This is a genomic window from Comamonas odontotermitis, from assembly GCF_020080045.1.
In the GTDB taxonomy this organism is placed as follows: domain Bacteria; phylum Pseudomonadota; class Gammaproteobacteria; order Burkholderiales; family Burkholderiaceae_C; genus Comamonas; species Comamonas odontotermitis.
Map to the genome: position 1 here is coordinate 1,106,918 of NZ_CP083451.1, position 18,590 is coordinate 1,125,507.

The 18,590-nt window shown below is 61.8% G+C and carries 15 protein-coding genes; 9 read left to right on the forward strand and 6 right to left on the reverse strand.

Going from position 1 to position 18,590, the window contains the following annotated elements; translation table 11 throughout:
• The first annotated feature begins 36 nt into the window (after positions 1–36).
• A complete protein-coding gene (locus LAD35_RS05165) occupies positions 37–1,800 on the forward strand; it encodes a GspE/PulE family protein (RefSeq protein ID WP_224152595.1) in 1,764 nt (587 codons plus the stop codon).
• Positions 1,801–1,814: 14 nt separating this feature from the next.
• Here the strand turns inward: LAD35_RS05165 and LAD35_RS05170 are convergent, their stop codons facing one another.
• Complete coding sequence (locus LAD35_RS05170) at positions 1,815–2,030, reverse strand: hypothetical protein (protein WP_224151630.1); 216 nt, start codon at positions 2,028–2,030, stop codon at positions 1,815–1,817.
• Positions 2,031–2,090: 60 nt separating this feature from the next.
• Here LAD35_RS05170 and LAD35_RS05175 point away from each other — a divergent pair, with 60 nt between their 5' ends.
• The 5 genes from LAD35_RS05175 to LAD35_RS05195 all read left to right on the forward strand — a co-directional run bounded on the left by LAD35_RS05175 (position 2,091) and on the right by LAD35_RS05195 (position 7,588).
• The gene (locus LAD35_RS05175) at positions 2,091–2,579 is read left to right on the forward strand and encodes a tripartite tricarboxylate transporter TctB family protein (protein ID WP_224151631.1); all 489 of its coding nucleotides are present in this window, start codon (positions 2,091–2,093) and stop codon (positions 2,577–2,579) included.
• Positions 2,580–2,593: 14 nt separating this feature from the next.
• Positions 2,594–4,108: a tripartite tricarboxylate transporter permease gene (locus LAD35_RS05180; RefSeq protein ID WP_184709183.1), complete on the forward strand. Its 1,515-nt coding sequence runs from the start codon at positions 2,594–2,596 to the stop codon at positions 4,106–4,108.
• Between the two features lie 260 nt (positions 4,109–4,368).
• Positions 4,369–5,682 (forward strand): DUF3422 family protein, encoded by a 1,314-nt coding sequence (locus LAD35_RS05185; protein ID WP_224151632.1) that lies wholly within the window; start codon positions 4,369–4,371, stop codon positions 5,680–5,682.
• 102 nt (positions 5,683–5,784) lie between these two features.
• Positions 5,785–6,696 carry a DMT family transporter gene (locus LAD35_RS05190; RefSeq protein WP_224152596.1) on the forward strand — a complete coding sequence of 304 codons (912 nt, stop codon included), beginning with the start codon at positions 5,785–5,787 and terminating at the stop codon, positions 6,694–6,696.
• A 64-nt stretch (positions 6,697–6,760) separates the two neighbouring features.
• Entirely contained in the window at positions 6,761–7,588 is an 828-nt protein-coding gene (locus tag LAD35_RS05195) for an SDR family oxidoreductase (protein ID WP_224151633.1), read from the forward strand.
• A gap of 77 nt (positions 7,589–7,665) precedes the next feature.
• Here the strand turns inward: LAD35_RS05195 and LAD35_RS05200 are convergent.
• The 3 genes from LAD35_RS05200 to LAD35_RS05210 all read right to left on the reverse strand — a co-directional run bounded on the left by LAD35_RS05200 (position 7,666) and on the right by LAD35_RS05210 (position 10,865).
• A protein-coding gene (locus LAD35_RS05200) for an IS3 family transposase (protein ID WP_396022749.1) occupies positions 7,666–8,924 on the reverse strand; the annotation gives its coding sequence in 2 pieces (ribosomal slippage) (positions 7,666–8,576 and positions 8,576–8,924; 1,260 coding nt in all).
• Between the two features lie 109 nt (positions 8,925–9,033).
• Positions 9,034–9,819, reverse strand: coding sequence for a DUF2076 family protein (locus LAD35_RS05205; protein ID WP_224151634.1), 786 nt, complete (start codon positions 9,817–9,819; stop codon positions 9,034–9,036).
• Positions 9,820–9,962: 143 nt separating this feature from the next.
• Positions 9,963–10,865 carry a DMT family transporter gene (locus LAD35_RS05210; RefSeq protein WP_224151635.1) on the reverse strand — a complete coding sequence of 301 codons (903 nt, stop codon included), beginning with the start codon at positions 10,863–10,865 and terminating at the stop codon, positions 9,963–9,965.
• A 151-nt stretch (positions 10,866–11,016) separates the two neighbouring features.
• Here LAD35_RS05210 and LAD35_RS05215 point away from each other — a divergent pair, with 151 nt between their 5' ends.
• From LAD35_RS05215 to LAD35_RS05225, 3 genes are all read left to right on the forward strand, one after another.
• Positions 11,017–11,997 (forward strand): quinone oxidoreductase family protein, encoded by a 981-nt coding sequence (locus LAD35_RS05215; RefSeq protein ID WP_224151636.1) that lies wholly within the window; start codon positions 11,017–11,019, stop codon positions 11,995–11,997.
• Between the two features lie 120 nt (positions 11,998–12,117).
• Positions 12,118–12,969 (forward strand): NUDIX hydrolase, encoded by an 852-nt coding sequence (locus LAD35_RS05220; RefSeq protein WP_224151637.1) that lies wholly within the window; start codon positions 12,118–12,120, stop codon positions 12,967–12,969.
• 15 nt (positions 12,970–12,984) lie between these two features.
• Positions 12,985–14,262 carry an NAD(P)/FAD-dependent oxidoreductase gene (locus LAD35_RS05225; protein WP_224151638.1) on the forward strand — a complete coding sequence of 426 codons (1,278 nt, stop codon included), beginning with the start codon at positions 12,985–12,987 and terminating at the stop codon, positions 14,260–14,262.
• 165 nt (positions 14,263–14,427) lie between these two features.
• Here the strand turns inward: LAD35_RS05225 and LAD35_RS05230 are convergent, their stop codons facing one another.
• Positions 14,428–16,752 (reverse strand): NADP-dependent malic enzyme, encoded by a 2,325-nt coding sequence (locus tag LAD35_RS05230; protein WP_224151639.1) that lies wholly within the window; start codon positions 16,750–16,752, stop codon positions 14,428–14,430.
• Between the two features lie 98 nt (positions 16,753–16,850).
• Entirely contained in the window at positions 16,851–18,338 is a 1,488-nt protein-coding gene (locus LAD35_RS05235; protein ID WP_224151640.1) for a nucleobase:cation symporter-2 family protein, read from the reverse strand.
• Positions 18,339–18,590 lie beyond the last annotated feature (252 nt).

Here is an 18,590-nt window from a genome sequence, read left to right on the forward strand (position 1 = left end):
TCCTCGCTCATTGGCCGCAGCGCCAAGTCTGCGCTGATGCAGCGCCCGCTCGATCTGGTGCAGATCATCAGCTGGCTGCAGGCAGATGGCTGGATCACTTCGGCCATTGCCAAGGCCACGATCGAGCGATGCAGCCATGCGTCCAGCAGCCAGCATCCGATCGTTCGTCTGGCCAGCGTGGTGGTGCCCCGCGCGCAGGATGGCAAGGCGCTCGACGTGGAGATGCTGACCGAGTTCGTCGCCAAGCACTGCGGCCTGCCTTATTACAAGATCGATCCACTCAAGACCGATGCGGCGAAGGTGGCCGAAACCATGGGCGCGCCGTATGCCCAGCGCCACGGTATCCTGCCGGTGCAGGCTTCCTCCCAGGAGGTGGTGATTGCCGTCAAGGAGCCCTGGATCGACGAGTGGGTGGGCGAGGTGGAACGCCAGGCACGGCGCAAGGTGCGCCGTGTGCTCGCCAACCCCAAGGATATCGACAGGTACCGCAGCGAGTTCTTTGCACTGGCCAAATCGGTCAAGGCGGCGAACAAGCTGAATGGCTCGCTATCGAGCATCGGCAATTTTGAGCAACTGGTCGATCTGGGCAACGCCAACCAGCAGTTCGATGCCAATGACCAGGGCATCATCCGGCTGGTCGATTGGCTGTGGCAGTTTGCGTTTTCGCAGCGCGCCAGCGATATCCATCTGGAGCCGCGCCGCGACCAGGCGGTGATCCGCTTCCGAATTGATGGCGTGCTGCACAAGGTCTACCAGATGCCCATTGGCGTGCACAACGCTATCGTCTCGCGTGTCAAGCTGCTCGGCCGTATCGATGTGGTGGAGAAGCGCCGCCCGCAGGACGGCCGCATCAAGACCCGCAACACCCTGGGCGACGAAGTGGAAATGCGCCTCTCGACCTTGCCGACCGCATTTGGCGAGAAGATGGTGATGCGTATCTTCGACCCGGAAAACACGGTCAAGGATCTGGCCGAACTGGGCTTCACCCCACATGACGCCCAGCGCTGGGAGCAGTTGGTATCGCGTCCGCACGGCATCATTCTGGTGACCGGCCCCACCGGCTCGGGCAAGACGACAACCCTGTACTCGACCCTGAAGCGGCTGGCGACGGAGGAGGTGAACGTCTCGACGGTGGAGGACCCGATCGAAATGATCGAGCCCTCCTTCAACCAGACGCAGGTGCAGCCGGTGCTTGATTTCAGCTTTGCCGAAGGGCTGCGCGCGCTGATGCGCCAGGATCCGGACATCATCATGGTGGGCGAAATCCGCGATCTGGAGACGGCTGAGATGGCGGTGCAGGCGGCGCTGACCGGTCACCTGGTGTTCTCCACCCTGCACACCAACGATGCCCCCAGCGCCATCAGCCGCCTGATGGAGCTGGGCGTGCCGCCTTACCTGATCAATGCCACCATGCTGGGCGTGCTGGCCCAGCGCCTGGTACGCACCCTGTGCGAAACCTGCAAGCAGCCTGATGAAGAAAGCACGGTGGATGCGCTGAACAACGCCATCCACCCCTGGAAGATCAAGCGCGAGTACAGGCCCTACAAGCCCGTGGGCTGTGACGAGTGCCGCAATACCGGCTACCGTGGCCGCATGGGCCTGTATGAGTTGCTGACGGTCAGCGAGGCGATCAAGGACCAGGTGCATATCTCGCCCTCCATGTCTGCCCTGCGCCGCCAGGCGGTAAAGGACGGCATGCACCCATTGCGCCTGGCGGGCGCACTGCGCGTATCCGAAGGCATGACCACCTTCGAGGAAGTCATCGCGAGCACGCCGCCCATCGAGATGGGCGACCGCTGACAGCCACTGGCTCTTCAGCCTGTCCGCCAGTCGTTCGGGCTGTTATCAAAAGCAAAGTTCTGCCGTGCGCCGATGGCACGGTGGTGGCCGGTCTCATAAAAAATTTCCGGGGCTAGAGAATCCCGGAAATACAGCCGTGCCCGTAATTGCTTGTGAATCATGGCGCTGCGGTTGGGAGCGGCGTTTTGACCTAGGGTTTTCCTGTGTCCAATCGTAAGTGGAATCCACATCTGTCAGCCAACTGTCAGCATCCACAATGCACAACATCCATATTTTCGTTTGGAGACATAGTGAAACTCAAGAGCCAAAAAGACTTTTGGGCGGGCATCATGTACATGACGGTGGGGATTGCGTTCGCAGTGGGCGCAAAGAACTACACGATCGGTACAGGCGCTCGCATGGGGCCAGGTTACTTCCCGCTGATTCTGGGCATTCTGCTTGCTGTGATTGGTGCGGCCGTCGCCTTCAAGGGCCTCACCAGTGGCCCCCGGGACGGTGATCCCATCGGTAAATGGGCATGGAAGCAGGTGTTCTTCATTCTGCTGGCGAACTTTGCATTCGGCATCCTGCTGGTTGGCGTGCCTACGCTCGGTATTCCAGCCATGGGCCTGATTGTTGCCATCTATGCACTGGTCTTCATTGCCAGCATGGCGGGGCATGAGTTCCGCGCCAAGGAAGTGTTCATTCTGGCCACCATCCTGGCCGTTGGCAGTTACGTCGCTTTCGTGTGGGCACTGAATCTGCAGTTCCCCGTGTGGCCTAGCTTCATTACCGGTTAAGAGGAGCCAGGACCATGGATCTGATCAATAACCTGGCCACCGGTTTCGGTGTGGCCTTCACTTTCCAAAACCTGATCTACTGCTTTGTCGGCTGTCTGTTGGGTACCCTGATCGGCGTGCTGCCTGGCATTGGCCCCGTGGCCACCATCGCCATGCTGCTGCCCGCCACCTACGCGCTGCCGCCCGTGGCCGCGCTGATCATGCTGGCCGGTATCTACTACGGCGCGCAGTATGGTGGCTCGACCACCGCCATTCTGGTGAACCTGCCGGGCGAATCGTCCTCGGTGGTGACCGTGATCGATGGCTACCAGATGGCCCGAAAAGGGCGAGCGGGGCCGGCGTTGGCAGCTGCGGGCATTGGCTCGTTCTTTGCGGGCTGCGTGGGCACCGTGATTCTGGCTGCCTTTGCGCCTCCGCTGACCGAGGTGGCCTTCATGTTCGGCCCTGCCGAGTACTTCTCGCTGATGACCCTGGGCCTGATCGGTGCCGTGGTGCTGGCCTCGGGCTCGCTGCTCAAGGCGGTGGGCATGATCGTGCTGGGCTTGCTGCTGGGTCTGGTGGGCACGGACGTGAACTCGGGCGTGGCCCGCTACTCCTTCGACATTCCTGAACTGACCGACGGTATCGACTTCGTCGTGATTGCCATGGGTGTGTTCGGCTACGGTGAAATCATTGCCAATCTGTCCAAACCTGACGATGAGCGTGAAGTGTTCGCCGCCAAGGTGACCGGTCTGATGCCCACGGCAGAAGACTTCAAGCGCATGTTCCCTGCAATGCTGCGCGGCACGGCCCTGGGCTCGGCGCTGGGCATTCTGCCTGGTGGCGGCGCCATGCTGTCGGCTTTTGCGGCTTACACGATCGAGAAGAAGACGCGCCTCAAGCCAGGTGAAGTTCCATTCGGCCAGGGCAATATCCGTGGCGTATGTGCACCGGAATCGGCCAACAATGCAGGTTCGCAGACCTCGTTCATTCCACTTTTGACCCTGGGTATCCCGCCAAATGCCGTGATGGCACTGATGGTGGGCGCCATGACCATTCACAACATCCAGCCTGGTCCCCAGGTGATGACCAGCAACCCCGAGCTGTTCTGGGGTCTGATTGCCTCGATGTGGATCGGTAACCTGATGCTGATCATCCTGAACCTGCCGCTGATCGGCGTCTGGATCAAGCTGCTCACCGTGCCTTACCGCTGGCTGTTCCCTTCGATCGTGCTGTTCTGCGCGGTCGGTGTGTATGGCACCAACAACAACAGCTGGGACGTGTGGATGGTCGGTATCTTCGGCTTTGTGGGTTATGTGTTCCACAAGCTGGGCACCGAGCCCGCACCACTGCTGCTGGGCTTCATCCTGGGCCCGATGATGGAAGAGAACCTGCGCCGTGCACTGCTGCTTTCGCGCGGTGACTGGTCGGTGTTCGTCACCCGCCCCATCTCCGCAGGCTTGCTGATTGCAGCTGCCATCCTGCTGATCGTGGTGTGCTTGCCCGCAGTGAGCAAGAAGCGTGAGGAAGCCTTCGTTGAAGAAGACTGATCGCTGATAGAGACAGACAACTACCACTTTGCAGCGGCACCTTCGGGTGCCGCTTTTTTTTGGGCCTTCGATGCAATGCGGCGGGTTGTGGAAGAACTGCGTTTCAGGGAGTGCGGCGCCGGGTGGGGAGCAGGTAACGACTCTGGATGGAACTCGCAAAATTAACAACAGGGCGGGCAACAGGTACTGGCTTGGCGTAACAATGGCTGCCATGGCTGCGCCACCTGCACAGGGCGTGGCTGCCAGCAACGCACACCTGCATGAAAAATCTGCCTCTCCTGCAACAGCACGGCCTGCGCCGCTCCTTGCACAACGAAGTCCATTCGCGCCCGCCCGAAGCCTTGCCCAACGACACCGCAGTCTTTTACGTGGTGATGTGGGCCGATGCTGCAGAGCGCGCAGCCAGCCGCCAGTGGCTCTACCAGTTGCTGCGCGAACTGCACCTGCCTATCCCCGATGGCGCAGACGATGCCAATCACCTGAGGCTGGATTTGGGAAACTGCCGCCTGCGCTGGGAGCTGCACACCGAGTTTGTATCGTGGACCTGGATGGTGTCCGCCAACGCCGCCACCATGCAGGCTACCGGCCCGCAATCGGCCAGTGACGCCATTCCTGCGCAATGGCTCGCCGGTTTGCCGGGCCAGTGCCTGCTGGCGATGAATGTGTGGGTACTGGCGCCGGCTGAAGGCCTGGAGCGGAATATCGAGCACGGCTGGCTGTATGAGGACAAGCTGGTTGCATCGCAAACCGCCGAGCAGCAGGCGCACATCTACACCGATTTCGCCATCCATTCGGATGGTGCCTCGCGCCTTTTTGTACTGAACCACGGCTTGCCGGCTGCACGCATGGGCCGGCTGGTGCAGCGGTTGATCGAGATCGAGACCTACCGCATGGCCGCACTGCTGGGTTTGCCTGCAGCGCGCGACACCATGGAGAAGCTGGCCGCCACCGAAATCGAACTGGCCCAGCTGTCCGAAGCCATTCGCAGTGCCGGTACCACGAGCGAGCCGCAACTGCTCGATCAGCTCACGCGGCTGGCGGCGCAGGTGGAGAGCCAGTACGCGGCCAACCACTCACGGTTTTCGGCCAGCACGGCCTACTTCGCACTGGTGCAGCAACGGGTGGGCGACATCGCAGAAACGCGCCTGGCGGGCTACCAGACCATCCGCGACTTCATGGACAGGCGCCTCACCCCGGCGCGCAACACCTGTGTCTCCGCCCACCAGCGGCTGGAGGCGTTGTCCCAGCGCGTATCGCGCATCAGCAACCTGCTGCAGGCGCGGGTCGATATCAGCCAGAAGCAGGGCCGCCAGGCAGTACTCAAGGCGATGAACGAGCGGCAGGGCCTGCAGCTCAAGATGCAGTCGACTGTGGAGGGCCTGTCGGTGGCGGCCATCACCTATTACTTCGTCGGCCTCATCAGCTACCTGGCCAAAGGCCTGCAGAAATGGGGCTGGCCGCTGTCGCCAGAAACGACGGCAGCGCTGGCGATCCCCATGGTAGGCTTGGGTGTCTGGTGGTCGATCCGCCGCATGCACCATCGCCTGTTCCATGGTGCGCAAGAGCACAACTAAACCGCCCGCAGGCCCTGTGGTACCCGGGCCTTCTTCTTCGCTGGATTCACTGTGTCAGTTACTGCAGCACCTGCACCGGTGCTTTCGCCATCGGCCCGCAAAATGGGCATGGCCTGTGCCGTGGTGGGCGCCATTGCCTTCAGTGGCAAGGCCATCATCGTCAAGCTTGCCTATCGCTACGGTGTGGATGCGGTCACGCTCATCATGTACCGCATGCTGTTTGCGCTGCCGCTGTTTGTTGTGATGGCCTGGTGGGCCGGGCGCGGCAAGCCCCCGCTTTCGCTGCGCGACTGGCTGGGCTCTGCAGCGCTGGGTTTTTCGGGCTACTACCTGGCGAGCTTTCTGGATTTTGCAGGGCTTACCTACATCACCGCAGGGCTGGAGCGCCTCATCCTTTACCTCAACCCCACCCTGGTGCTGGCACTGGGTTGGTTGCTCTATCGCAAGACAGCCTCCCGCCGCCAATTGCTGGGCCTGGCGATCAGCTACGCCGGTGTGATGCTGGTGTTTGGCGTGGAGGCGCTCGGGCACGGCGCTGCGGGCCCTGGTGGTGGCAAGGTGTGGTGGGGTGCCACGCTGGTGTTTGCCAGTGCGGTGAGCTATGCCATCTACCTGGTGTACAGCGCGCAGTTTGTGCAGCGCATGGGCGCGTTGCGTCTGGTGGGGCTGGCCACCAGCTTTGCCTGCCTGTTCTGCATTGTGCAGTTTCTGCTGGTTCGGCCCTTGGCTGCCGCACAGGTGGCGATGCCCGTCATCTGGCTGTCGGTACTCAATGCAACGGTGTGCACGGCGCTGCCGGTGCTGCTGGTCATGCTGGCGATCGAACGCCTGGGCGCCGCCACGGTGGCGCAAACTGGCATGATTGGCCCCTTGTCCACCATTTTGATGGGCGTTTGGCTGCTCGATGAGGCGCTGACACCCGTGATGGTGGCTGGCACGGCACTGGTGCTGGTGGGGATCTATGTATTCACCCACCAGGTGAAAATTATAAAAAAGATAGCTACAAGCGCTTGACATGTAAGCGCTGGTGGCAGATTTTCTTTGATCTTGGTATTGCAATCTCGAAAGGAGACGGATTATGGATTTGGGAATTGCGGGCAAATGGGCCTTGGTGTGTGCGGCCAGCAAGGGGTTGGGGCGTGGCTGTGCGCAGGCCCTGGTCAACGAGGGCGTGAATGTGGTCATCAACGCCCGTGGCGCCGATGCGCTCAAAGACACGGCGCGCCAGTTCAAGGTGATGGCTGCCATGTGGGCGGCTGCAGCACCTGGCCGGGTGGCTCCACAGGTGATTGCCGTGGCAGCAGACATCACCACCGAGGAAGGCCGCGCTGCGGTGCTGAACGCCGAAGGCGGCCCTGGCAGGAACTTTGACATCCTGGTGAACAACGCAGGCGGTCCGCCCCCGGGTGATTTTCGCGACTGGGACCGCGAGGCGTGGGTGAAGGCGCTGGATGCCAACATGCTCACCCCGATTGCGCTGATCCAGACCGTGATCGACGGCATGGCCGAGCGTGGGTTCGGCCGCATTGTCAACATCACTTCCAGCTCGGTCAAGGCACCCATCGATATCCTTGGCCTGTCCAATGGCGCGCGCAGCGGCCTGACTGGCTTTGTGGCGGGTGTGGCGCGCAGTTCCATCGCTGCGCAGGGCGTCACCATCAACAACATCCTGCCCGGCAAGTTCGATACCGACCGCATTGCAGGCACCATTGCTGCCACCGCCCAGAAAACCGGCAAGTCCGAAGCGGACATCCGGGCTGCGCAGCAAAAGCAGATTCCTGCGGGCCGCTATGGCACCGCTGAGGAGTTTGGCGCCATCTGCGCGTTTCTGTGCAGCCAGCAGGCGGCCTACATCACCGGGCAGAACATCCTGCCTGACGGTGGCGCCTATCCAGGTACCTATTGAGGTGAGGTACGGGGTGTCGGCTGGCGCTTGCCCCTGAGGGCCAGCTGCCATTGACTCGTCCTGTCATAGGTTGACACCTATTCGCGACTAATCTCCAGCCCAAGCTGGTTGGCGAGAGACGCCCGATGTACTGCATCGGGCGTTTTGTATTTTAGGGACAGGTGCGGCCGGCGCTCGTTGTACAGCCGTACCGATTCGCCCACCATGGTGCGGGCCTGCGAGAGATCGGCAGGTCGTTGCAACAAGTATTCCATCTTGAGGATTCCATTGACCCGCTCAGCCAGAGCGTTTTGGTAGCAATCGTAGCCATCGGTCATGGAGCAGGTGATGCGGTGGCGTGCATGGATGCGCTGGTATTGAGCCGAGCAGTACTGAACACCTCTATCAGAGTGGTGTACGAGCGGCTGATCTGTTCGCCGCTGACGCAGTGCCATCTTCAACGCTTGGCTGACCTGCTTGGTCTCCAGACTATCGTGCACGTGCCAGCCCACGATCTTGCGCGAGTAGGCATCGGTCACCAGGCTCAGATAGGCAGTCTTCTCCTTGGTGGGTAGATACGTGATGTCAGCGACCCATAGCTGCTCACAACCACTTGCCACTGTTTTGGTCGGGCCCTCCTTGAGTAGATTGGGGTGCCTGCGGTAGTGATGATGGCTATTGGTGGTCTTGTGGTACGCATGCCGTGGCAGCACCAGCATGCGTGCTTGGCGCAGGACAACGAACAGTGCATCGCGCCCGATCTGGATTCCCGCCTGTTCAAGCGGCGGCTTGAGCAAGTGCAGCAGTTTGCGCGTGCCAATGCGTGGCTGATGGCGCCTCTCTTCACTGGCCAACTCCACCACCGCCTTGTCCCGCTCGCTGCGTGCACGCTGGCAGACCAGGCGCTTGTAGTGCGCTTGGCGGCTGATTCCCATGTAGCGGCAAGCCCTCGTGACGCTTAACCCTTTGACGAGCTTTTGCGTGAGGACTTGCCCGCAGGCTTTTTTGTGACTTGGACTCCGTAGTCGCGCTTGAGCACGTTCACTACCGCTTCAAAGAAGGCCGCTTTCTCGCGGGCTTCTTTCAGTTGCACTTCCAGCTCCTTGATGCGCTGCTCTGGAGTCAGCAGCTTGGGCGATTCAGGCATCTTCTGTAATCCTTTGCCCCTTGATGATGCAGCTTTCCAGTCCTGCCGTCCGTGCTTGCGAAGCCACACCAGTACAGTTGAGGCGCCCTGGATTCCGTACCGCTCATGGGCCTGCCGGTAGGTCAGCTCACCTCTTTCTACTTGATCGACTACTGCGAGTTTAAAAGCCAGCGTGTAGTCCCGTTGCGTTCTCTTAACCCACTGTTCCATTTGACTTTCCTTTCTGTTCTTCAGAAAGGTGTCAACCCAATTCAGGACGGGTCACATCAAACAAAAAAGCCACGGCATGCCGTGGCTTTTTCATTGCAGTTGCATGCAATCAGGCGAAATTGTCGTCGTCAAAGCTATCGCCGCCGTCGCTGAAGTTGCTGCCGAACCCGTCATCGCGGCTGTCATCGGCGCGGCCGTCGTCCAGCAAGGTGTTGGGTGACGTATCCGGCTGGCCGACATGGTCACGCCCGGCTTGCTGGGCCAGCTTGTCCAGGCCGCTGTTGTCGTTGCCGGGGAGGGCGCTGCCATGGTCCGTGGTGTTGGCGTTGCTGTCCTTGTTCCAGCCATTGCCCGCAGTTTGTTGGCTGCCCAGCAGGTGGCCTAGTCCATTGAACAGCAGCATGCCTCCTGCGACACCGGCAGCTGCTGCGGCGGCGTTGCCAAGAAAACTGCTGCCCAGGTTTGACGCGGGTGATGTGTAAGCGCCAGAGGACGTGGCAGGAGCCTGCGCAAGGGGAGCGCCGATCCGGCGGTCGCGCCAGCCTGGGAGTGCGGAAGGCGCTGCGCCAACCGGCCCAGCAGTTGGCACATCGGCACGTCGGCCAAAGCGGGTGTCCAGGCCAGGCGCGGATGACAGAAAGCTGCCGGATCCGCTGCTGGCGCCAGTGCCAGCGGCGGCCGAGAGCTGGCCTTGCAGCTGTGCAATCTGCTGCTGGGCCTGTTGCAGCGATTGCTGCAGCAGCAGCGTGCGTTGGGTGAGCCAGTAAGCGGCATCCGGTGTTTGCGCGGCCCACTGGCGAATGCTGGCCTCAGCCTGCGCATCCTTGGGCTGGCCGTCCAGTTGGCTCAGTTGTTGAAACAAACTGCTGATCAGTTGCTGCTCTTGTTCGGTCATGGGGTGAATTCCTTCCAGTCTGCCGAGGAATGAACCGAAGATGGTTGCAGTGTGCGCCGAAACAAGAGCACTTATGTGAAGTTACAGAGGCAGCCGTTGCAGGGTGTAACTCTGCGTCGCAGCCAGAGGCCGTGCATGCGTTCTCAGGCGCGGCGCGATGAGATCACGATGCCCGCCACAATCAGCAGGAAGGCGATGGCATGGTAGAGGCGCGGTGGCTCCCCCAGAAAGGCTGCGGAGAGCACGGCGGCGAAGAGCGGCGTCAGATTGGTGAAAAAACCCGCAGCCGTAGGGCCCGCGCGCTGCACACCCACGCCCCAGAAGCGGTAGGCCAGGATGGCCGGGCCGATCACGATATAGGCAATGGCGGCCAGCAAGGTGCCGTTCAGTTGCAGGTGGCTTGCGCCCACGGCCCATTCGCCTCCGGCAAACAGGCCCGACCAGACCAGGCCGAAGGCCAGTTGCGCCATCAACAACTGCGCCCAATGGCTTTTGATGCCTGCCGGCTCCGTGGTGCGCACCAACAGCCAGCTGTAGAGAGACCAGCAGGCCGTGGACAGCAGCATGTACAGATCGCCGGGCACCAGCCGCAGTTGGGTCAACTGCTCCCACTGGCCATGGCTGAGCACGATCAGCACGCCGGTGATGGAGAACACTGCTCCCGCCAGTTGTGGGCGCGTGATGCGGCTGTTGAAGAACAGGGCGCCAAAGGCCATCATCCACAGTGGCATGCTGGCGGCCACCAGCGTTACGTTGATGGGCCCCGAAGTCTTGAGCGCCAGGTATTGGAAGGCGTTGTAGCAGCCGATGCCCAGAAGGCCGATGACGGACCAGCGCTTCCAGTGCGGCCACAGCGGGCTGTTCCTGGTCAGAATGCTGCGTGCCAGCGGCAGGATGACGGCAAAGGCAACCAGCCAGCGGATGAAGTTGAGCAACATGGGTGACACCAGATCGTGCACCACCCGCCCAACCACCGCATTGCCTGCCCACATGAGCGGAGCGGCTGTCAGGAAGAAGATGGTCGATGGCGTCAGTTTTTGTTGCATCGCGTGACTGTAACTGCTGCAGACCGCGTTCGAAGTCTCCTCGGGCAGTTGCCTGGTGCGCTGAGGCTTTGAGAAACCTGGGCTGCAGATTTGGCGAAACCATGGCAGCATGACCGTTCATTTGGCGACAGACAGGCGCAAAGGAGATCCCATGGTTTTGGCAGTACAGATTGAACGCAATGGTGGCCCTGAGGAGATGAAGCTCGTTCAGGTGCAGGTAGGCGCACCGGGCAAGGGCGAGGTGCGGGTGCGCCACCATGCCATCGGCCTGAACTTCATCGATGTGTACCAGCGCAGCGGCCTGTACCAGCTGCCCCTGCCTTTGCAATTGGGCATGGAGGGTGCGGGCGTTGTGGAGGCCGTAGGAGAAGGCGTGGACCATTTGAAGGAAGGCGACCGCGTCGCCTATGCCACCAATCCGCCGGGCAGCTACAGCGAAGTGCGAGTCATGCCCGCCACCTTTGTCTGCAAGCTGCCCGACGCGATCAGCTTCGAGACCGGCGCTGCCATGATGCTCAAGGGCATGACGGCGCAGTATCTGCTGAAAAAGGCCAAGCCCGTGGAGGGGCTGAACCCTGGCGATCATGTGCTGTTCCATGCGGCTGCAGGCGGTGTCGGCCTGATTGCCTGCCAATGGGCGAGAGCGCTGGGCCTGCGCCTGATTGCCACCGCGGGCTCGGAAGAAAAATGCCAGCTGGCGCTCGCCAATGGTGCGGATGTTGCTATCAATTACCGCACGGAGGATTTTTCCAAGCGCGTGCACGAGATCACCGGCGGTGAAGGCGTGAAGGTGGTCTACGACTCGGTCGGCAAGGATACATGGGAAGGCTCGCTGCAGTGCCTGCGCCGTTTCGGGCTGATGGTGTCGTTCGGCAATGCATCCGGACCCGTGCCGCCGTTTGCACCGGCGGCACTGGCACCCAAGAGCCTGTATGTGACGCGCCAGACGCTGTTTGCACACCTCAGCTCGCGCCAGGCCTGTCAGGCCATGGCCGATGATCTGTTCGGCGTGGTGGCTTCCGGCGAGGTCAAGATTCACATCGAACAGCGCTTTGCGCTGGCTGATGTGCAGGAGGCCCACCGCGCGCTGGAAGCGCGCAAGACGACCGGCTCCAGCATACTGCTGCCGTAAACACCCTAGGCGTTATAAGAACCATAGCTGGCAGCGCTGTCTGATATTGGGGTTGATGGATAAAATCCATGTAAAGCCAATAAGGTAAAGCGCTACCAGCTCTCTTTTTTGATAGTTTTCATGCCAGCCATTCTCTCCGCCCTCTTTGCTTCAGAGCCGCCAGCGTGGCTTGCTACAGCACAAGCTGCCATGCAGCAGCCAGCGCGCAAGCCGCGCATTCCGCTGTGGGTCAATGGCCAGGCAGTGGGTTCGCTGGTGGAGCACTTTCTGCTGGAGACCGGTATTGCAGGCAGACTGGGAGGCGACAGTCTGTTGTCCAAGGAGGAGCGCGCAGGCGTGGCGGTGTGGCTGCTGGAGTCTCCCACCCAGGACGCCACCCGGTTGATGAACCGGTTGGCCGATGCGCTGCGCGATGTGGGCCGCAATGGCCCATGGCGCAATGAACAACTGGCCGTGCAGGCCGTTGATGGCCGCCGCATTGGAACGGTGGAGCGCGGTGCAGTGCGCGTGCTGGGTATCGCGACGCAGGCCGTGCATCTGGTGGGCGTCAGCCCCGATGGCCGATTGTGGGTGCAGCAGCGGGCGGCAGACAAGGCCAGCTATCCGCTGCACTGGGATACCCTGATGGGCGGTATGGTGTCCGCACAGGATACGCTGGAGCAGGCGCTGGAGCGCGAAACCTGGGAAGAAGCAGGGTTGCGCACCGCGGAGCTGGCCGATATGCGCTGGGGCGGTGTTCTGCATTTTCGCCAGCCGGGCATGGATGGCGGTGACGACATCAGCTACATGCACGAAGACATTCACTGGTATGCGGCTACCGTGCCCCAGGGCATGGCGCCGCAGAACCAGGATGGAGAGGTTGCGCAGTTTGCCCCCTGGTCGGCAGACGAGGTGCAGCAGCACTTGGCGCAAGGCCAATTTACCCCCGAGGCCAGCCTGGTATGGGCAGGCTATGCGGGATGGATGAAGTAGCAACAGAGGATGGTCATGGCAGAGCAGGCAGGTGCGGGAGGCGCAAACGTGGTGCGCCCCAAGGAAGCGGTAGTAGTGGGCGCGGGCGTGGTGGGTGTGGCAACTGCGCTGGCGCTGCAAAGCTATGGCGTGGCCGTCACCCTGGTCGACCGTGGAGAGCCCGGCATGGAGTGCAGCTACGGCAACTCGGGCGCGATCAGCCCGGGCTCGGTGGCGCCGCTCGCCTTGCCCGGCATCTTGAAGACCGTGCCCGGCATGCTGCTGGACCAGGATGGCCCTTTATCCATTGCATGGAAGCATTTCCCCAAGGCGGCGTCGTGGCTGGTGGCCTTTGCGCAATCGGCCGAGCCCAAGCGTGTGGCGGCGGCTGCAGCGCGGCTCAACGACCTGTACCACGGCGCGGTTGATGCCCACGAAACCTTGGCGCAGCGCTTGGGCGTGCCGGAGCTGTTCATTCGCCATGGCCATCTGCACCTCTACCGCGATGCAGTGGCTGCAGAGAAGGACGCCATGGGCTGGAAGCTGCGCGAGCAATACGGCTACCAGGTCGAACAGCTGGACCGCGCCGGAATTGAAGCGCTGGAGCCCCATGCTCCCCCTGGCTATGGCCATGGCCGTTTTCTGGCTGACCACGGCACCATCCTGAACCCCTTGCGCTATGTACAGGCCATGGCGGATGCCTTTGTCCGGCGTGGCGGCACCTTGGTGCGTGCCGAAGTGCGCGCGCTCCACATTACCCCCGATGGCTGGTCGGTGAAAACCGGAGAGGCGGCACTGGACAAGCAACGCTGGACGCAGGTGGTTGTGGCGGCGGGCGTCTGGGCTCCGCAATTGCTGCGGCCGCTGGGCATGTTGCTGCCGGTGGAATCGCAGCGTGGCTACCACGCGCAGTTTGCGGGTGCCCAGCATCTGGTGGGCCGTACCGTGGTGCTGGCCGATAAGAAGGTGTTCATTGCACCCATGGAGGGCGGCCTGCGTGTCGGGGGCACGGTCGAGATTGCAGGCCTGAAGGCGCCGCCCAATCCGCGCCGCGCAGCGGGTATCGAACGTATCGCGCGCGAGGCATTCCCGGCCCTGGCGCAACACCAGGCCCAGCACTGGATGGGGCACCGGCCTTGCCTGCCGGGCTCAGTGCCGGTGGTGGGCCACATCGACACCATCCCCGGTCTGTGGCTTGCCGTGGGTCACGGCCATCTGGGGCTGACCGGATCGCTGCCCACGGCACAGCGCATTGCCACTGGCATGTGCGGTCCGCAGGCGCTGCCGTTCTGGCAACTGCGCACGGCAGGCTAGCGGTTGCTGCGCCACCGAAGACCTGCATGCCCGCGCAGTGCTTTTGGCCGGTGGCGCTTCGAGGTTTGGCGCTTTTAACTATATTTTCAATAGCAAAATAAAAACCCCCTGCCACCGATTCGGCTGCAGGGGGTTTTGCGCAGGGCGGGTGCCCGGGTTATGGCATCAGGCGTTCGCGCGGCGCGCAGCGGCGCTGGCAACGGCCAGGGCTGTCATGTTGATCACGCGGCGCACGGTGGAGGCCGGTGTCAGGATGTAGGCCGTAGCAGCCGTGCCCATCAGGATCGGGCCGACGGTAACGCCACCGCTGGTCGTGGTCTTGAGTACGTTGTACAGAATGTTGGCCGCATCCAGGTTGGGGCAGACCAGCACATTGGCTTCACCCTTGAGCGTGGAGTCTGCCGATTCCATGTAGCGGTCGCGGATGGCGGGCTCCAGCGCAGCGTCGCCGTGCAGTTCACCATCACACTCGATGCCGGGGTGGCGGGCGACGAAGATGTCGCGCGCTTCGCGCATCTTGCGGGCCGAGGCACGCTTGGACGAACCGTAGGTGGAGTGCGAGAGGAAGGCCACCTTGGGCGGAATGCCAAAGCGTTGCACTTCCTGCACCGAAGCCCAGGCGATGTCGGCCAACTCTTCAGCGGTCGGGTTTTCGTTCACGTAGGTGTCGGCGATGAACAGCGAACCGTTCTGCTCGGTCATCAGCGCGTTCAGGGCTGCGTACTGCTTTTCGCCTTCTGCGCGGCCGATGATGTTGTGGATACGCTCCAGATGGGTTTCGTAGGTACCCACCAGGCCGCAGATCATGGCGTCGGCGTCGCCCAGCTTGACCATCAGCGCTGCAATGATGGTGTTGGAGCGGCGCACCACCGCCTTGGCCACTTCGGCAGTCACGCCGTTGCGCTTCATCAGCTGGTGGTAAGCCTCCCAGTACTGGCGGAAGCGTGGATCATCTTCTGGGTTGACGATTTCCACGTCCTTGCCGGGCTGCATGCGCAGGCCAGCCTTGGCGATGCGTGCTGCAATCACGGCGGGGCGGCCCACCAGAATGGGGCGGGCAATGCCGTCGTCGATGACGATCTGAGCGGCACGCAGCGCGCGCTCATCTTCACCGTCGGCGTAGGCCACTCGCTTCTGGGCGTCCGGCAGGGCCTTGGCGGCTGTGATGACAGGGCGCATCAGCATGCCGGTCTGGTAGACGAAGCGGGTCAGGTGTTCCTTGTACGCTTCCATGTCGGTGATGGGGCGCGTGGCAACACCGGATTCCACTGCAGCCTGGGCTACGGCGGGCGCGATCTTCAGGATCAGGCGCGAATCGAATGGCGTAGGAATGAGGTAGTCCGGGCCAAAGGTCAGTTCCTTGCCGGAGTAGGCGGCGGCCACTTCTTCGCTGATGTCGGCCTTGGCCAGCTCGGCAATCTGGCGCACGCAGGCGAGCTTCATGGCTTCGGTGATCTTGGTGGCGCCGCAGTCGAGCGCGCCACGGAAGATGTAAGGGAAGCACAGCACGTTGTTGACCTGGTTCGGATAGTCCGAACGGCCCGTGGCGATGATGCAGTCGGGGCGGATGGCCTTGGCCAGCTCTGGACGGATTTCCGGCTCGGGATTGGCCAGCGCCAGGATGATGGGCTTGTCGGCCATGGTCTTGACCATGTCGGCCGTCAGCACGCCGGGAGCCGAGCAACCGAGGAACACGTCGGCGCCATCGACCACGTCGGCCAGCGTGCGTGCTTCGGTGTTTTGCGCGTAGCGGGCCTTGGACGCATCGAGGCCACCAGGGCGGCCTTCGTAGATCACGCCCTTGGAGTCCACCATGTAGATGTTCTCGCGCTTGACGCCCAGGCCCACCATCACGTCCACGCAGGCAATGGCTGCAGCGCCCGCGCCCGATACGGCAATCTTGACGGCGCCAATGGCCTTGCCCACCAGCTCCAGGCCATTGAGCAATGCCGCGCTGGAGATGATGGCGGTGCCGTGCTGGTCGTCATGGAACACCGGAATGTTCATGCGCTTGGACAGCTCCTGCTCGATGTAGAAGCACTCGGGCGCCTTGATGTCTTCCAGGTTGATGCCGCCCAGCGTGGGCTCCAGTGCTGCAACGATTTCGATGATCTTGTCAGGGTCGCGTGCGTCCAGTTCGATGTCGAACACATCGACGCCGGCGAACTTCTTGAACAGGCAGCCCTTGCCCTCCATCACCGGCTTGCCGGCCAGCGGGCCGATGTCGCCCAGGCCCAGCACGGCGGTGCCGTTGGTGATCACGCCCACCAGGTTGCCGCGCGAGGTGTAATCGAACGCCTTGCTGGGGTCGGCCTGGATGTCGAGGCAGGGGTAGGCCACGCCTGGCGAATAGGCCAGCGACAGATCACGCTGGTTGGACAATGGCTTGGTGGGGGTGACCGAAATCTTGCCTCTGCTGGGGCTGCGGTGGTATTCGCGAGCCGCATCGCGGAGAGCCTGTTCGGCGGCGGAAAGTGGTTGCTGTGCCATAGATCAATCCTGTAAATGTCAACTGCATCATAAATGCGTCGACCCACTCCATTTTGGTAGTGGGTCTCAATTTCAATGCTGCAGCGCAGCAAGTGTTGTTAGTGAGCGTCCGCCTGCCGAGCGGCCTGCACAATGGCGGCCTCGTCGTGTTTGGCACCGTTGAAGAACACGTTCAGTGCCACGGCGCAGATGGATGCCAGCAGAATGCCCGATTCGATCAGCGGGTGAATGGCGTGCGGCATCCATTGGCGAAAGCTCGGTGCAATCAGCGGGATCATGCCCACGCCAATGGACACGGCGACAATCATGCCGTTGTAGCGGTTGTTGCGGAAATCCACATTGCCCAGAATGCGGATGCCCGTGGCGGCCACCATGCCAAACATCACCAGGCCCGCGCCGCCCAGCACCATGGTGGGCAGCGATTCCACCAGGGCCCCCAGTTTGGGCAGCACGCCCAGAATGATCAGGATGAAGCCGCCAGCCACGCAGACGAAGCGGCTCTGGATGCCGGTGACTGCCACCAGACCCACATTCTGCGAGAAGCTGGTATAGGGAAAGGTGTTGAAGATGCCGCCCAGCAGGGTGCCCAGGCCATCGGTGCGCAGGCCGCGCGTCAGGTCATCCGGCGTCACTTCCTTGCTCGTCATGTCTCCCAGCGCGAGGAACATGCCAACCGATTCGATCATCACGACGATCATCACCAAGGTCATGGTCAGGATCAGGATCGGATCGAACACGGGTGCTGCAATCTCGAACGGCATCACGAAATCGAACCATTCGGCCTGTGCCACCTTTTCATAGGTCATGAAACCCATCGCCGTGGCGATGATGGCGCCGATCACGATGCCAGCCAGCACGGCCACATTGGCCAGAAAGCCTTTGGCGAACTTGGTGATCAACAGGATGGATGCCAGCACGATGCCCGAAATGGCCACGCCGCTGAGGTCTGCGTACTTGGGGTTGGGAATGGACGGCAGGATGCTCATGCCCTTTGGAATGGGTGGCAGCGAAGAGCCTGGTGCGCCGGCCATGGCCTGGGCCTCTTGCAACCACTTGGCGTATTCGGGGTTGACGACATTGGGCGCGGTCGGCCCTACTGGGTTGCCGAAGATCCAGTTGATGCCCACGCGCATCAAGCTGATACCGATGACCGTGATGATGGTGCCGGTGACGACAGGTGGAAAGAACCGCAGCATGCGGCTGACAAACGGGGCTATGGCAATCGATATCACCCCGGCCCCAATGACCGAGCCAAAAATCAACCCCGCCCCATAGGTGCCGCCCGTGGTCTGCGCCATGGAAATCATCGGCGCTACGCTGGCAAAGGTCACGCCCATCATCACCGGCAGCTTGATGCCGAACCAGCGCGTCGCGCCCCAGGCCTGGATCAGGGTGACCAGGCCGCAGACAAACAGATCGGCGGAGATGAGCTTGGCGATCTGGTGGTGGTCCAGGTTCAATGCCCGGCCCACGATCAGCGGCACCGCGACCGCACCCGCATACATGACCAATACATGCTGCAAACCAAGTGCCGTCAACCGCCCCAACGGCAGTACTTCGTCCACAGGGTGTTTGTTAGATTGCATTCTTTCGCTCCTATCACGAAAAATCTTGTACAGCTGGATTGCGGTACGGCGAATCCATACAAAAAGTGTATACACATTCGGCGTGCAAGCGACTTGCTGATTACCCTGAAACTGCCCGGAACCTGTTCAGTCGGTGACAATTTTCTTGCTATTGAATCAGGAGCTTGCATGCGGACAGTGCATGCGCTGGAAGACGAAAGAATGCAAAAAGCCTCCCGAAGGAGGCATTGCGAGAAGGCGATGCGCGGGGGA

Excerpts from the sequence above, each read along its gene's own strand:
- LAD35_RS05165 (WP_224152595.1), top strand. The coding sequence starts at position 37 with ATGCAGCGCCCGCTCGATCTGGTGCAGATCATCAGCTGGCTGCAGGCA.
- LAD35_RS05170 (WP_224151630.1), bottom strand. The coding sequence starts at position 2,030 with ATGTGGATTCCACTTACGATTGGACACAGGAAAACCCTAGGTCAAAAC.
- LAD35_RS05180 (WP_184709183.1), top strand. The coding sequence starts at position 2,594 with ATGGATCTGATCAATAACCTGGCCACCGGTTTCGGTGTGGCCTTCACT.
- LAD35_RS05185 (WP_224151632.1), top strand. The coding sequence starts at position 4,369 with ATGAAAAATCTGCCTCTCCTGCAACAGCACGGCCTGCGCCGCTCCTTG.
- LAD35_RS05190 (WP_224152596.1), top strand. The coding sequence starts at position 5,785 with ATGGGCATGGCCTGTGCCGTGGTGGGCGCCATTGCCTTCAGTGGCAAG.
- LAD35_RS05195 (WP_224151633.1), top strand. The coding sequence starts at position 6,761 with ATGGATTTGGGAATTGCGGGCAAATGGGCCTTGGTGTGTGCGGCCAGC.
- LAD35_RS05205 (WP_224151634.1), bottom strand. The coding sequence starts at position 9,819 with ATGACCGAACAAGAGCAGCAACTGATCAGCAGTTTGTTTCAACAACTG.
- LAD35_RS05210 (WP_224151635.1), bottom strand. The coding sequence starts at position 10,865 with ATGCAACAAAAACTGACGCCATCGACCATCTTCTTCCTGACAGCCGCT.
- LAD35_RS05215 (WP_224151636.1), top strand. The coding sequence starts at position 11,017 with ATGGTTTTGGCAGTACAGATTGAACGCAATGGTGGCCCTGAGGAGATG.
- LAD35_RS05220 (WP_224151637.1), top strand. The coding sequence starts at position 12,118 with ATGCCAGCCATTCTCTCCGCCCTCTTTGCTTCAGAGCCGCCAGCGTGG.
- LAD35_RS05225 (WP_224151638.1), top strand. The coding sequence starts at position 12,985 with ATGGCAGAGCAGGCAGGTGCGGGAGGCGCAAACGTGGTGCGCCCCAAG.
- LAD35_RS05230 (WP_224151639.1), bottom strand. The coding sequence starts at position 16,752 with ATGGCACAGCAACCACTTTCCGCCGCCGAACAGGCTCTCCGCGATGCG.
- LAD35_RS05235 (WP_224151640.1), bottom strand. The coding sequence starts at position 18,338 with ATGCAATCTAACAAACACCCTGTGGACGAAGTACTGCCGTTGGGGCGG.